The sequence below is a fragment of the Massilimicrobiota sp. mt181 genome, from assembly GCF_055420065.1.
The window spans coordinates 90,287-104,347 of record NZ_JBVAYN010000003.1 but is presented as its reverse complement, the minus strand read 5'-3'; the positions used below and the strand labels follow the sequence as shown (position 1 = coordinate 104,347).

Here is a 14,061-nt window from a genome sequence, read left to right as displayed (position 1 = left end):
CTATGAACCTTGTTTTTCGTATAAATTCTTTTTTGTTTTATCATAAATGATTTTAAGACCTTTAAATGTTAAATCAGCATCATAAATATCAATCAGATCAGTTTCTTGAGCAATCATTCGTCCTAAACCACCAGTTGAAATGACTTTCATATCATGCTGATATTCTTTTTTGATTTGTTTAATTAAATATTCAGTTTGCCCAATATATCCAAAAAAGACACCAGCCTGCATACTTTTAATTGTATTTTTAGCAATGACACGTTCTGGCTTTTGAATTTCAATTTCGGGAAGTTTAGCCGCTTGAGAAGATAAGGCTGTAGCACAAATACCAATACCTGGAGCAGTTGCACCACCTAAAAATTCTCCTTTATGACTGACAACATCATAAGTAGTAGCAGTTCCAAAATCAATAACAAGACAAGGACCACCATATGTATAGTAAGCACCTGCTGCATCTACTAAACGATCAGCGCCTAATGTTGAAGGGTTGTCAATACGAATATCAATGCCTGTTTTAACACCTGGGCCAATAAAAATAGGATTTTTATGTAAGAATTTTTTTATACTATTAGTAAAAGAATAATTAATCTTTGGAACAACACTACTGATGATAATATCTTCAATATCATCAGTAGATATAGATGACGCGTTTAAGAAAGATAATAACATAAATCCATATTCATCAGAAGTCCTTTGAAATTTGGTTGTTAAACGGTAGGTTCCAATTAAATTATTATGATGATAGATACCAATAGTAATATTTGTATTTCCAATATCAATAACGGCTAACATTTTCTTTCCTCCAACTCTTTCATTTGATTTAAAATTACATGGGCTAAATCTTGTTTAGACATGATATCATAATTTTGAACAGCATCGGTAGTGAGAATACTAACTACATTTGTATCTCCTTGAAAACCAGCACCTTCAACTTTTAAATGATTTGCAACAATCATATCACAATTTTTCTTTTTCAGTTTTGTTTGAGCATTTTCAATCAGGTTACTTGTTTCCATTGCAAAACCACAAATGACTTGAGCAGAAGAACGTCTTTTTCCGATTTCTAATAATATATCTTTGTTTTTATGAAATTCTAATAATAATGTGTCTTCTTTTTTCTTGATTTTTTCTTCAGCAATATTTTGTACAGCATAGTCTCCAACGGCGGCAGACATAATAATATAATCGTAATCATGAACACGTTGAATGATTTGATGATACATATCATTGGCATTGATGACATCAATAATATTAACTCCATGTGGTTTTTTAAGGTGCGTAGGGCCACTGACTAACGTGACTTGAGCTCCAGATTGGAAAGCGGCTTTCGCCAGTGCATAACCCATTTTTCCACTTGAATGATTGGTGATATATCGTACGGGATCAATACTTTCCTGTGTTGGACCGGCACTAATGAGAATTTTTTTGCCTATTAATGTTTTAGGAGCTAACATATAATCAATCATTTCTAAAAGAGTTTCTTCGTCTGCCAGTTTTCCGTTTCCAGTATCACCACAAGCTAATAATCCTGAAATAGGTTCAACAAAAACAACACCTGTTTCTTTTAATGTTTGGATATTTTTTTGTGTGATTGGATTTTCATACATATGTACATTCATAGCAGGTGCAATGAGTTTTGGACATGTAGCGGCTAAAAAAGCACTTGTTAACATGTTATCAGCCATACCATATGCCAGTTTTGCAATCGTATGAGCACTGGCTGGAACAACCATAAATAAGTCAGCATCTTTGACAATGTCTACATGAGTAATAATAGCTGGATTTTCATCATCAAATGTATCCACATAGACTTTACGTTTTATTAGTGACTGGATACAAACAGGAGTGACAAAGCGTGTTGCACTTTCACTCATCATCACTTCTATCTGATATCCCTGTTTCACTAAATCACTAATGAGCTGTATACTTTTAAAAGCTGCAATACTTCCTGTAATACCAATAATTATTTTTTTTGACATATTTTCACCTTATTTCTTTATTTGAATTAAAATGCGTGAAACAATAACAGAAATGATTGTTCCAACGATAGCTTCTAACAAACCAGTTGTTGCAATGATTGTGAGAAGATAGGGCATTAATTTTGAAAAAGTCATGCCTAAAGCTGAAGCATATTGATTTCCAAAAAAAAGATAAATACCACCCAAGACAAGAATTGTATTTGTCATTGCACCTAAAAAAGAACCTAGACTCATTGCTAATATAGGATGTTTTTTCCATTTTTCATAAATCATTCCAGCAACATATCCAATACAAACTCTAGGAATGATAGCAATCACTAAACTCCATAAAGAACCACTTATAAATGGTGAGAAAACAAACGATGTGATCGTTGGTTGGATTGTATTGATAATGAGGCTTGATAAGCCAAAAACGAGACCAACTTGAGCACCCTTATTTTTTCCTAATACAATTCCTGCAATGATCACAGGAATATGCAAGGTTGTAGCACGTAATGGACCGATAGGGATAAACCCTAAAAAGGGAACCATAACCATTAAAATTTCAATGGCAATAAAAAGCGACATGAATGCAAGATTCTTTGTTTTTTGTTTATTCATTTGTACCTCCACTGTCATTTCTTATATAGAATACGACGTTTTTTTATCTGATTAAAAAAGAAAAGTTAGTGCTTCATAGAGTCACTACTTACAATATTCTTTTTCCATCTCACATTATACATGCTTATCTTTTGAAAAGCAATGTATAAAATTAATGATAATGATTACTATTATTAAAAAGTTCTTGCTTTCTTATTTTTTCAGTGTATAATGATAGTAGATGAATAAGGAGGAAAAAGAAGATGACAAAATGGGTTTGTAGAATTTGTGGATATGTCTATGAAGGAGATACAGCTCCTGAACAATGTCCAATATGTAAAGCTCCAGCAAGTCAATTTGAAAAAGTTGAAGAAGAAAAGAAATCTAAATATGCTGGAACAAAAACTGAAAAGAATTTAATGGAAGCTTTTGCAGGTGAGTCTCAAGCAAGAAATAAATATACTTATTTTGCTGAAATGGCTAGAAAAGAAGGCTTAGAACAAATTGCTGCTATTTTTGAAGAAACTGCAAATCAAGAAAAACAACATGCTAAAATGTGGTTTGCTGAATTCCATGGTATTGGTTCAACAGATCAAAATTTAGAAGATGCTGCTGCTGGAGAAAATGAAGAATGGACTGATATGTACAAACGTATGGCCAAAGAAGCAAGAGAAGAAGGATTCGAAGAATTGGCTATTAAATTTGAAAATGTTGGAAAAGTTGAAAGATCACATGAAGCACGCTATTTAAGATTATTAAAAAATTATAAAGAAGGAAAAACTTTCAAGGGAGATGCTCCAAAAGGATGGAAATGTAGACAATGTGGTTTCATCTATGAAGGTGAAGAAGCTCCTGAAAGATGTCCAACATGTGGTTATCCAAAAGCATATTTCGAAAGAATGACTGAAAATTATTAATCTAATCTGGTCAGTGATGGGAACTTCCCATCACTTTTTTATGAAATGAAAAAACAACTCATCATGAGTTGCTTTTTGTAGATTTTATCAAAGGACGTTGACCTAAACCAACTTTGTTTTTTAATGTGATGAACATAATGAAACATCCAATAAGAGTCAGTCCACATACAAAGATGAGCATACTATTTAAACCTAAACTATCTTGTAATATCCCACCAAAAATATTTCCTATTGATGATCCTAATCCTGTTGACATCATCGCAATCATTGTCTGTCCCATCATTTGATCACTTTCATCAAGATGATCGTTAACATAATAAGTAATCGTTGCTGTAAAGAGTCCAAACGATAATCCCTGAAACATCATGCCAATTAATAAAATTATTAAATGAGGAGCTAAACAGATTGTCAGATTACGTAAGACATAAAAGAATGCGCTGGCCAAAAGGAGTGTTTCAGAACGATACTTTTTTAATAAGCGATATGTAATGGACATAATAGGCATTTCACTAGCTGCCATACAGAAGACGGCAATTCCATATAATGAAGTGTTTCCACCAAGATTTTTCACAATATTAATTAAATAAGTTGATAAGGATGTTGAAGCAGCATACATAAAAGTAAAGGCTACAAGAATAAGAAAATAAATACGGTATTTTTTAATGACAGAAAAAATATTATTTTGTTCTTTAGTGGCTGTTTCTTCTTGAATATGGTAGGGTGGCATTGTATAAAGAAGAATCAACAAAATGATACTAGCAAATGCATAAACAAAAGCAATGACTGTTGGATTAAAAAACTCAATTAGCTGACCAACAATGATAGCTCCTGTCGCATATGAAATTGAACCAAGTCCTCTAGCTAAGCCAAAATTGATATATTGTCCATCTTTTAAGTAGTTCATACATATTGTAGAAAATAGAGGAACCATAGCAGCAATCAGACTTAATAGGAAAACGTATAAAATCATAATCAGAAAAATGGGAGAGGTGATGATTGTTAAGACAGTGAAAATGAGAATCATCACAAGGTATAGGGTGAAAATAAGTCTACTGATAGATAAACCTTTAATGCGTGATAAAAGTGATGAGATAAATGGAGATAAAAAGATAGATAAAATGGCTCCACCTCCAGTCACAATCCCAATATCTGTATTAGATAAACCACGATATTGTAAAAATATTGCTACATATCCATAAATAGCCAGATATGATAGCCAGAAAAGAATTTGTAACCCATTGTATTTCATTTGTAATGATTTCATTGATGCGCCCTCCAAAATTTTTGTCTTCTCAATCATAACAAAAAAAGCATTGAAACATGCTTTTTTTCATATTATGAAATTACTTTATTTCATCACTGACGGGACTGGATAATGGATGACGAAAATCATTCTTTTTATCATAACTAATTTTATTTTGAATGTTTTGCTCATAATCCTTTTGAAAAATACAAGAGAAAATGACATTAAGTAGATATTCAATAGAAATTTGAGAAGCAAAAGGAGCTATTTTTGTAAAAATCTTCTCCCTAGAACCAATATTTAATATATAGTCAGCATAATGAGATAAACGATTATCACCAACTGATGTTAAAACAATGATGGGTGTATTATTTTCTTTTAAAGTTTGGGCAATTTGGATATTTTCATTGGTTTCACCTGAATAAGAAATAATGATTGCAATACGTGAAGCATCCGAATTATATGACATAAAGACCTGTTCACCATGTAAAATTCTTAAATTGACATCTCTAGAAATACGCATCATCTTATGTTGAAAGCTCATCGCTGCTAATAATGAGTTACCTGATCCATATATATCAATATGCTGATGGGGATATAATAAATCAACAATCTTATTTAATTCAGTAAAATCAATCAATTTAATCGTATCAGCAATGACTTCCTGATAAAGAGAAGATAACTTATGACAAATCATAGGATAACTGTCATCTTTAGAAAATGGAAAATTGACATCAATGCGATCAGTATGATGTAAATCATATTGCAGTTCAGCAGAATATTTGATTTTAAAATCATTATAGCCTTCTAATCCTATTTTTTTACAGAGTCTGACAATAGTGGCAGGAGAAGTATATGTTTCTTTTGCTAGTTCTTTGACTGACATGCCTAAGACTTGTTCTCCATGATTTAAAATGTATTTTGCAATTTGTTTTTCTGATTGAGAGAATTCCAGTTCAAATTCTAATTGTGTCATTATACTCATTTTTATCACCAATCATAGTATACCATGAAACTTTGTTTCATAGAAGTTAAGATTTTCTCTCTTATTATGAAAAATTATGTTTGATATATTTTTGAAGTATTTTATATGGCTTTGTGTTAGAATAGAGTCAGTATTTATGAATGGGAAAAAGGAGAGTTATGATGGATATCAAAGAAGCAGTAGAAAAACGACATAGTGTTCGTCAATATTTAGATCGACCTATAGATGATAAAATCAAAAAGGTATTGGAAGAACAAATTGAGAAATGTAATCAGAAAAGCCACCTCAATATACAATCGATTGTCAATGAACCACGTGCTTTTCAAAGTCGTTTGGCTCATTATGGTCAATTTCAAGGTGTAAAAAATTATATTGCTCTTATTGGTAAAAAGAATATACCTGATTTACAGGAAAAATGCGGATATTATGGAGAACAGCTTGTTTTATTAGCACAACAGCTTGGTTTAAATACGTGTTGGGTCGCTCTAACTTATAAAAAAGTTTCAGAAGTGCTTCATCTTGATTCTGATGAGAAAATAGTAGCTGTGATTGCAATTGGCTATGGTAAAAATCAAGGGGCGACTAGACGCAGTAAAGATATGAAAGATGTCATTGAAACAACAGGATCAGTTCCTCAATGGTTTGATGAAGGTGTTCGCTTTGCATTGTTGGCACCAACAGCTATGAATCAACAGAAATTTAAGTTTATTTTTGAACAAGGAAAAGTCAAAATAAAGAGAGGAATGGGTCTTTATACAAAAATAGATATAGGTATTGTCAAATATCATTTTGAAATAGGTGCTGGAAAGCAGCATTTTCAATGGGACAGTGAAGAAGATGAAAGATATGTGATGGATAATGAGTGATAAAGTGTTAGTTGTTGATGATGAAAAAGAAATTGCAGATCTTTTAGAGTTCTATTTGTGTAATGAAGGCTTTGAAGTTTATAAATTTTATAATGGACATGATGCTATCAGATGTATTGAAAAAGAAAATATTGATATTGCTGTTTTGGATATTATGTTACCAGATATTGATGGCTTTCAAATCTGTCAGAAAATTAGAGAACATTACTTTTTCCCAATTATTATGTTAACGGCTAAAGTTGAAGACATGGATAAAATTATGGGATTAACATTAGGAGCAGATGATTATATCACAAAACCCTTTAATCCTTTAGAAGTTGTGGCGAGAGTGAAAACACAATTGAGACGTTATAAAAGATATAACGCAACAACGCAGTCTCAGGATGTTTTAGAATATGATATTAGAGGACTGGTGATTAATAAAGAAACACATAAATGTTATCTATATAATGAATTATTGGATTTGACGCCTATTGAATTTGATATTTTGTGGTATCTATGTTCAAAGCAGGGAAAAGTTGTATCGAGTGAAGAATTGTTTGAAGCAGTCTGGAAAGAAAAATATATTGATAACAATAATACAGTCATGGCACATATTGCCAGATTAAGAGAAAAACTCAGGGAACCAACAAAAAAACCAAAATTTATAAAAACGGTTTGGGGAGTGGGGTATCAAATTGAAAAGTAAAAACATATTATTAAAAAAAGCAATGGTACGAATAATTGGATTAGCCCTCATTTATACATGTGTTTTGTTTGTGATTATTTTGATTGGATGGAATATCGCTTCACAAATCACATGGTATGCATTGGATCCTTTGTATCATTTTCTGTTGTTTATTCAGGACGGACTTGTTGTTATCTTACCCATCTTATTAATCATTGGTTATCTGGTCATTGTCTTTTTTGAATTAAGGAAACCTTATGCTTATTTAGAAGATGTGGTTAAAGGAGTTCGAGATATCAATAATCGTCAATTACATATGATCCATTTGGAGCATGATGAATTAAGAGATGTGAATGATTTGTTAAATCAGACAAAGGCGGATATTGAACTTAATGAACAGGCTGCTAAAATGGCTGAACAGAAGAAAAACGATCTAATTGTTTATTTAGCGCATGATTTAAAAACACCTTTAACATCTATGATTGGTTATTTAACGATTTTAAAAGATGAAAAAGATATTCCTCAACAATCACATGATCATTATGTTGAGATTGCTTTGAATAAGGCAGAAAGATTAGAAGATTTAATTAATGAATTTTTTGAAATCACACGTTTTAATCTGACACAGCAGGCTTTAGAGCTTTCGCGTATTGATATTGTCAGATTACTAGAACAATTGATATATGAATTTAAACCTATGTTCAAGGAGAAAAACTTACAATGTGAACTGGATGCCCCTCGTTATTTAGAAATGAAATGTGATGTTCAAAAAATGCTAAGAGTCTTTGATAATCTTTTAAAAAATGCAGTGAATTATAGTTTTGAAAATACTGTCATTCATATTCATCTTTCACAAAGTGAAAAAGGTTATGTGTTTATTTTTGAAAATCAGGGAAATACAATACCTCAAGCAAAGCTTGATCATATATTTGAACAATTTTATCGATTGGATAGTTCACGTGCTTCTAACACAGGTGGTGCAGGGCTAGGACTTTCTATTTCTAAAGCAATTATTGAACAGCACCATGGTCAAATTCAGGTTGAAAGCTATGATGAAAAAATTATCTTTAAAGTCTTGATTCCCTTATTGTAAGAAAATCGTAAGAATTTATTAATAAAATAATAAGAAGATTATATTGAAGTATTAAAAAAGAGCATTTGTTATTTTGATAAACTGAAGTTGTCAAAATAGAAATGCTTTTTTTTAATGGAGGGAAATAAGATGAAGAAAGTCGCAATTCTTTTTGGTGGGAAATCTACAGAATATAGTGTGTCATTAGAGTCTGCTTATTCTGTTTTATCTCATCTTGATAATCATAAGTTTGAAGTTTATATGATTGGAATTAATCAAAGAGGAGAATGGAAACATTTTGATGGTGATATCTCTTTGATTAAAGATGATAAGTGGGATCAAGAATATTTAAATCCTGTCACCATATCATTAGATCCTCAGCGAAAATGTTTATTGGAAATGCACAACCAAAAGATTGAAGAAGTGAAACTTGATGCGATTTTTCCTATTTTACATGGTAAAAATGGGGAAGATGGAAGTGTACAGGGACTCATTCAAATTTCTGGTATTTCGCTGATTGGATGCGATGTTCTATCGTCAGCTTTGTGTATGGATAAATATCGTGCTCATGAATTGGTGAAAGCGCATGGGATTGAAGTTTCTAGCTGTGTTTATTTACAGCATCAACAGGATTATCAAAATAAGAAATCAGATATCATGAAGTTATCATTACCTGTTTATATCAAACCCGTGAAATCTGGATCATCATTAGGTATGTGTCGTTTAGAAAGTTTTGATCATCTTGATCAGGCAGTATTTGAAGCGTTTCAATATGATGATTGTGTTTTGATAGAGGAGGAAGTGAAGGGATTTGAAGTAGGATGTGCCGTTATGGGGAATGATGTTTTAAAAACGGGACGTGTTGATGAAATTGAACTGTCTTCCGGATTCTTTGATTTTCAGGAAAAATATACACTTCAAACATCACAAATTTATGTTCCGGCACGTATTTCACCTGCTTTAGAATCAAAAATTCAGGAAACGGCCAAACAAATTTATCGTATTTTAGGATGTCAAATATTAGCAAGAGTGGATATGTTTTTAACGCCAGATGAACATATTGTTTTTAATGAAGTCAATACCATACCAGGATTTACAGCTCATAGTCGTTATCCCATGATGATGGAAAAAAGTGGTTTATCTTTTCAGGAGTTACTTACACAATTGATTGAAATGGGGATTCATTATGCAAATCAAAACACTTTATAAAAAGGATATCATTCAGGGTTCATTAATCCTTGTCAATCAGCATTATCCATTTCGTCTTTCTCATCCCAATCTTTGTTTCTTTCAAGAAACAACTCATCAAATACAGATAGATGCTTCTAGGCTTTTGAAACAATGTTTACAACATCTTCAAATTCAAGATGAAATCATTGTGAGTAGTGCTTATCGTTCTGCTTTAGAACAAAAACAACTTTACCAGAAATCTTTAAAAAATCATGGACAAGCATACACACAAAAATATGTTGCGAAGGCTCATCATAGTGAACATGAAACAGGTTTAGCCATTGATTTGGCACTTCATGAGGATGATATTGATGAGATTTGTCCAAATTTTCCAAATACTGGTATTTGTCAAAAGTTTCGTGATTTTTGTGGTGACTTTGGTTTTATTGAAAGATATAAAAAGGATAAAGAAACAATCACAGGAATTGGTAGTGAATCATGGCATTTTCGCTATGTTGGATTTCCCCATTCTCTGATTATGAACGATTATCACTTCTGTTTAGAAGAATATCACGACTTTTTGAAATGCTATTCACTTTATCATCCTTTTGTCTATGCTATCGGACAAAGAGTCTTTGAAATCTTTTATGTCCCAATGATCAAAGAACAGGTAACGATTGCTTTACGAAATGATGATATTTATCAAATATCAGGTAATAACATGGATGGTTTTATTGTGACAGTATGGAGGAGAAGCTTATGAAAAAAGGTTATCCTTATATTGATATCATGAGAATCATTGCCTCTGTTTTTGTGATAGCCATTCATATTTATCCTTTTATACAAATCAATCCAACTATGGATTTGATTGTCACACGTACCATTGGTAGATTAGCTGTTCCATTTTTCTTTATGGTGACATCGTTCTTTCTTTTTCAAAATGGCTATCCTACAGGAGAACATATCAAAAAGACGTTGTTGTCATTATTGAAATGGTATGTGCTTGCGATTGTTATTTATATACCATTAATGATTTATAATCATTATTTGTCTCAGGAACATCTTGTATTTACCATCATCAAAGATATATGTATTGATGGACCATTTTATCATTTATGGTATTTTCCAGCGACTATTATTGGATTGATGATCGTTTTGTTTTTAATTCGATATTGTCATCGTTATACATGGCTGATAGTCATTGGTTTATATATGATAGGATTATTGGGTGATAGTTATTTTGGTATGGTCAGTCAGATTGATATTTTTCATCGCTTTTATACTTGTCTGTTTCAATATATGGATTATACACGCAATGGCATTTTCTTTGCGCCACTCTTTCTTATGTTAGGAATACAGATAGCAAGAGAGAAGCATCATTTCAAGTATCATATTCATATGATTTTACTGTTGTTAAGTTTATGTGTGATGATAGGAGAATCTTTGATTTTACATACTTCCTATACATTAAGACATGATGCCATGTATTTTAGTTTACCAATTGTTTCCTATTTATTATTTTCATTTTTAGTTGCATATCAGGGGCATAGATATATCAGTCTTAAAAATATATCTTTGTGGGTTTATATCATTCATCCATGGATGATTGTTGTTGTCAGAGTGATGGGTAAATGGAGCAGACAGATGGCTCTCGCTGAAAATAATGTGATTCAATTTCTTGTGGTTGTTTTGTTTTCATTTTGCTTTGGATTTATCATGAATATTTTTATGAAAAGAAGGGGGGAATATTAATGAGAAACAGCATGCTTGATTGTCAAAGAAGCTGGATTGAAATAGATTTATCAGCTCTAAGACATAATGTGAAAGCAATATGTACGATGCTTTCTGGTCGAGAACAATTGATGGCTGTTGTCAAAGCAGATGCTTATGGCCATGGAGCCATTCGTATTTCTCACGAACTTAATCAAATGGGTATACATTATTTTGCGGTTGCAACTTTAGCTGAAGCTATTGAATTAAGAGACAATCATATTCAGGGAGATATCTTGATTTTAGGATATACTGATCCTTGCCATGCCAAAGAATTACAAGATTATGATCTGACTCAGACAGTTACTCATGGTGATTATGCTAAGCTTCTAGAAAAGCAGAAAAGAAATGTGAAAGTTCATATTGCTATTGATACAGGCATGCATCGTCTAGGAGAAAGTGATTTGAAAAAAGTAGAAGCTATTTATCAATCTCATTATTTACACGTGACAGGTCTTTTTTCACATCTTTGTGTCTGTGATGAAATGACAAAGGAAAGTCAAGAATATACATATCAACAAATTGAAACATTGATGGCATTCATTCAAAAACTGAAAAAACAACATTATTCAATAGGGAAAGTTCATTTGTTAAGCAGTTATGGTTTCATCAATTATCCACAATATACCTTTGATTATGTTCGTATGGGAATCTTGTTGTATGGTGTTGATTCTGCATTGCCAAAGCAAAATAAATTAACTTTAAAACCTGTTTTATCATTAAAATCAAAAATTATATTGATTAGAGATATTCAACCAGGTGATTCTGTTGGCTATGGAAGAACATTTATAGCATCAAAGCCTATGAAAATTGCCACTGTTCCTATTGGTTATGCTGATGGCTTACCTAGAGCATTATCCAATCGTGGAAAAGTCATTGTTCGTGGACAATTGGTAGCTATCGTTGGCCGTATTTGTATGGATCAGATGATGATTGATGTAACAGATGTTTATGATGTTCAAGAAGATGATGTTGTCACTATTATTGGCCGTGATCAAGTTTGTCAGAATGTAGAAACAATCGCGATGCAGACAAATACAATTTCAAATGAAATTTTAAGTCGTATAGGATCTCGTTTGCCTAAGATATATGTTTTATGATATGAAACAAAGTTTCATAGAACATTGTATTTTTGTAATAATTATGAAACTATTTTATAAAGTCATGAAAAGATATTTACTCGTATGTCAATATCTTTTAAAATGAAGTTATAAGAGAAAAAGGAGGACTTTATAAGTGGAAAAGAAAATGCCAAAAGATTTTTATTGGGGTGGTTCTGTATCATCATTCCAAACTGAAGGAGCAAGAAATGAAGGAGGAAAAGGTGTTTGTATTTATGATGTTAGACCAATGAATCCTGAATTTTCAGATTGGAATGTTGCGATTGATGAATATCATCGTTATGATGAAGATATTGCATTAATGAAAGAAATGGGATTTAATTTCTATCGTTTTTCTATTTGCTGGTCAAGAATTATTCCTAATGGAACTTTAGATGAACCTGTTAATGAAGAAGGAGTGAAGTTCTATAGTGATTTAATTGATAAATTATTGGCAGCAGGTATTGAACCAATGATTACATTAGTTCATTTTGATATGCCTTATCATCTTGTAAAAAATTATAATGGTTTTGCATCTCGTTATGTTGTAGATTGCTTTGAAAGATATGCGAGAGTATGTATTGAAAGATTTGGAGATCGTGTGAAACATTGGATGAGTTTCAATGAACAAAATTTACATGGTCAAATGTTAAGAGTTTCTAATGCTGAAGAAATTCCTGAAGGTGTCAGTGAACCTAAACATTTATATCAAGTCAACCATAATGTCTTTATTGCCCATTGTAAAGCTGTTAAAGCATTAAGAGAATTACAACCAGATGCTAAATTCTGTGGTATGGCTGCTGTTACAAATATTTATCCATATACAAATACACCTCAAAATAACTTATTTGCATGGCAAGCTTATCAATATATGAATGGTTTCCATGTTGATGTTTTTGCAAAAGGAAAATATCCAGATTATATGGTTGCTTATCTTGAAAATAGAGGATGGATGCCTCATTTTGAAGAAGGTGATGAAGAATTATTAAAATACACTGTTGATTATATTGCATTCAGTTATTATCGTTCTAATACAGTGACTGAAGGTAAATTTGACTTAGAAAGACCATATCATGAAGTTGTTGGTGAACATATCATTAAAAATCCTCATTGTGAAGCGAATGAATGGGGATGGGAAATTGACCCAATTGGATTTAGATGGACATTAAATGATTTACATACACGTTCTGATTTACCAGTATTCGTTCTTGAAAATGGTATTGGATGGCGTGAAGATATGACTCAAGAAGAAGTTGATGCAATGCTTGCAGCAGGTAAAACAATCGAAGATGATTATCGTATCAATTATCATAGAGATCATATTAAAGAAATGGAAAATGCGATGTTTGAAGATGGTGTTCCTTGTTTAGGATATATTACTTGGGGACCAATTGATATTTTAGCAAGTATGTGTAATATGGATAAACGTTATGGATTTGTTTATGTTAACAGAACGAACAAAGATATCAGAGATTTAAAACGTATTCCTAAAAAATCATTCTATTGGGTTTCTAAAGTCTTTAAATCTAATGGTGAAGATTTAGATTAATAAAAAGCAAAGAATGGCAAGTAAACTTGACCATTCTTTTTTTTAGAAACGATTGTGTTTCAAAAAGAATATCTCATAACATCATATCTCAATAAAGTATAAAAAAAGAAAAATTAGCACAACTGGGTTGACAGTGCTAAAGGATCGGTGTAAGATACTATTAG

Annotated in this window: 14 protein-coding genes; 9 read left to right on the top strand and 5 right to left on the bottom strand. The window is 31.8% G+C overall.

Going from position 1 to position 14,061, the window contains the following annotated elements; translation table 11 throughout:
- Genes ACZYT4_RS02855 through ACZYT4_RS02845 form a run of 3 tightly spaced genes read right to left on the bottom strand, consistent with a single transcriptional unit; the run spans position 1 to position 2,579 of the window.
- Positions 1 to 792 carry a type III pantothenate kinase gene (locus ACZYT4_RS02855; protein ID WP_463782148.1) on the bottom strand — a complete coding sequence of 264 codons (792 nt, stop codon included), beginning with the start codon at positions 790 to 792 and terminating at the stop codon, positions 1 to 3.
- Entirely contained in the window at positions 786 to 1,979 is a 1,194-nt protein-coding gene (gene coaBC / locus ACZYT4_RS02850; RefSeq protein ID WP_463782147.1) for a bifunctional phosphopantothenoylcysteine decarboxylase/phosphopantothenate--cysteine ligase CoaBC, read from the bottom strand. The genes ACZYT4_RS02855 and coaBC overlap by 7 nt, the downstream gene beginning before the upstream one ends.
- 9 nt (positions 1,980 to 1,988) lie before the next feature.
- Complete coding sequence (locus ACZYT4_RS02845) at positions 1,989 to 2,579, bottom strand: ECF transporter S component (RefSeq protein WP_463782146.1); 591 nt, start codon at positions 2,577 to 2,579, stop codon at positions 1,989 to 1,991.
- A gap of 242 nt (positions 2,580 to 2,821) precedes the next feature.
- On the opposite strand from ACZYT4_RS02845, the gene rbr reads away from it, so the two are divergent.
- Complete coding sequence (gene rbr, locus ACZYT4_RS02840) at positions 2,822 to 3,475, top strand: rubrerythrin (protein ID WP_463782145.1); 654 nt, start codon at positions 2,822 to 2,824, stop codon at positions 3,473 to 3,475.
- Between the two features lie 61 nt (positions 3,476 to 3,536).
- On the opposite strand, the gene ACZYT4_RS02835 is transcribed toward rbr, so the two are convergent.
- Together ACZYT4_RS02835 and ACZYT4_RS02830 are read right to left on the bottom strand one after the other, a co-directional pair.
- A complete protein-coding gene (locus ACZYT4_RS02835) occupies positions 3,537 to 4,739 on the bottom strand; it encodes an MFS transporter (RefSeq protein ID WP_463782144.1) in 1,203 nt (400 codons plus the stop codon).
- Between the two features lie 79 nt (positions 4,740 to 4,818).
- A complete protein-coding gene (locus tag ACZYT4_RS02830) occupies positions 4,819 to 5,703 on the bottom strand; it encodes a MurR/RpiR family transcriptional regulator (protein WP_463782143.1) in 885 nt (294 codons plus the stop codon).
- Positions 5,704 to 5,864: 161 nt separating this feature from the next.
- Between ACZYT4_RS02830 and ACZYT4_RS02825 the strand changes: the two genes are divergently transcribed.
- The 8 genes from ACZYT4_RS02825 (at position 5,865) to ACZYT4_RS02790 (ending at position 13,897) form a co-directional block, all read left to right on the top strand.
- Positions 5,865 to 6,569: a nitroreductase family protein gene (locus ACZYT4_RS02825; RefSeq protein ID WP_463782142.1), complete on the top strand. Its 705-nt coding sequence runs from the start codon at positions 5,865 to 5,867 to the stop codon at positions 6,567 to 6,569.
- On the top strand, positions 6,562 to 7,257 hold the full coding sequence (gene vanR / locus ACZYT4_RS02820) for a VanR-ABDEGLN family response regulator transcription factor (RefSeq protein WP_463782141.1): 696 nt from the start codon (positions 6,562 to 6,564) through the stop codon (positions 7,255 to 7,257). The genes ACZYT4_RS02825 and vanR overlap by 8 nt, the downstream gene beginning before the upstream one ends.
- Positions 7,247 to 8,329: a sensor histidine kinase gene (locus ACZYT4_RS02815; protein WP_463782140.1), complete on the top strand. Its 1,083-nt coding sequence runs from the start codon at positions 7,247 to 7,249 to the stop codon at positions 8,327 to 8,329. Before vanR ends, ACZYT4_RS02815 begins: the two co-directional genes overlap by 11 nt.
- Before the next feature lie 129 nt (positions 8,330 to 8,458).
- Positions 8,459 to 9,517 (top strand): D-alanine--D-serine ligase VanG, encoded by a 1,059-nt coding sequence (gene vanG / locus ACZYT4_RS02810; RefSeq protein WP_463782139.1) that lies wholly within the window; start codon positions 8,459 to 8,461, stop codon positions 9,515 to 9,517.
- On the top strand, positions 9,495 to 10,241 hold the full coding sequence (locus ACZYT4_RS02805) for a D-alanyl-D-alanine carboxypeptidase family protein (RefSeq protein WP_463782138.1): 747 nt from the start codon (positions 9,495 to 9,497) through the stop codon (positions 10,239 to 10,241). The genes vanG and ACZYT4_RS02805 overlap by 23 nt, the downstream gene beginning before the upstream one ends.
- Positions 10,238 to 11,230, top strand: coding sequence for an acyltransferase family protein (locus tag ACZYT4_RS02800; protein ID WP_463782137.1), 993 nt, complete (start codon positions 10,238 to 10,240; stop codon positions 11,228 to 11,230). The genes ACZYT4_RS02805 and ACZYT4_RS02800 overlap by 4 nt, the downstream gene beginning before the upstream one ends.
- Positions 11,230 to 12,348: a serine racemase VanT catalytic subunit gene (vanT, locus tag ACZYT4_RS02795; protein ID WP_463782136.1), complete on the top strand. Its 1,119-nt coding sequence runs from the start codon at positions 11,230 to 11,232 to the stop codon at positions 12,346 to 12,348. The genes ACZYT4_RS02800 and vanT overlap by 1 nt, the downstream gene beginning before the upstream one ends.
- Positions 12,349 to 12,484: 136 nt before the next feature.
- Positions 12,485 to 13,897, top strand: a complete 1,413-nt coding sequence (locus ACZYT4_RS02790; protein ID WP_463782135.1) for a glycoside hydrolase family 1 protein — start codon at positions 12,485 to 12,487, stop codon at positions 13,895 to 13,897.
- Positions 13,898 to 14,061: the final 164 nt, after the last annotated feature.

Excerpts from the sequence above, each read along its gene's own strand:
- vanR (WP_463782141.1), top strand. The coding sequence starts at position 6,562 with ATGAGTGATAAAGTGTTAGTTGTTGATGATGAAAAAGAAATTGCAGAT.
- rbr (WP_463782145.1), top strand. The coding sequence starts at position 2,822 with ATGACAAAATGGGTTTGTAGAATTTGTGGATATGTCTATGAAGGAGAT.
- ACZYT4_RS02855 (WP_463782148.1), bottom strand. The coding sequence starts at position 792 with ATGTTAGCCGTTATTGATATTGGAAATACAAATATTACTATTGGTATC.
- vanG (WP_463782139.1), top strand. The coding sequence starts at position 8,459 with ATGAAGAAAGTCGCAATTCTTTTTGGTGGGAAATCTACAGAATATAGT.
- ACZYT4_RS02825 (WP_463782142.1), top strand. The coding sequence starts at position 5,865 with ATGGATATCAAAGAAGCAGTAGAAAAACGACATAGTGTTCGTCAATAT.
- ACZYT4_RS02800 (WP_463782137.1), top strand. The coding sequence starts at position 10,238 with ATGAAAAAAGGTTATCCTTATATTGATATCATGAGAATCATTGCCTCT.
- ACZYT4_RS02845 (WP_463782146.1), bottom strand. The coding sequence starts at position 2,579 with ATGAATAAACAAAAAACAAAGAATCTTGCATTCATGTCGCTTTTTATT.
- ACZYT4_RS02835 (WP_463782144.1), bottom strand. The coding sequence starts at position 4,739 with ATGAAATCATTACAAATGAAATACAATGGGTTACAAATTCTTTTCTGG.
- ACZYT4_RS02805 (WP_463782138.1), top strand. The coding sequence starts at position 9,495 with ATGCAAATCAAAACACTTTATAAAAAGGATATCATTCAGGGTTCATTA.
- ACZYT4_RS02830 (WP_463782143.1), bottom strand. The coding sequence starts at position 5,703 with ATGAGTATAATGACACAATTAGAATTTGAACTGGAATTCTCTCAATCA.
- coaBC (WP_463782147.1), bottom strand. The coding sequence starts at position 1,979 with ATGTCAAAAAAAATAATTATTGGTATTACAGGAAGTATTGCAGCTTTT.
- vanT (WP_463782136.1), top strand. The coding sequence starts at position 11,230 with ATGAGAAACAGCATGCTTGATTGTCAAAGAAGCTGGATTGAAATAGAT.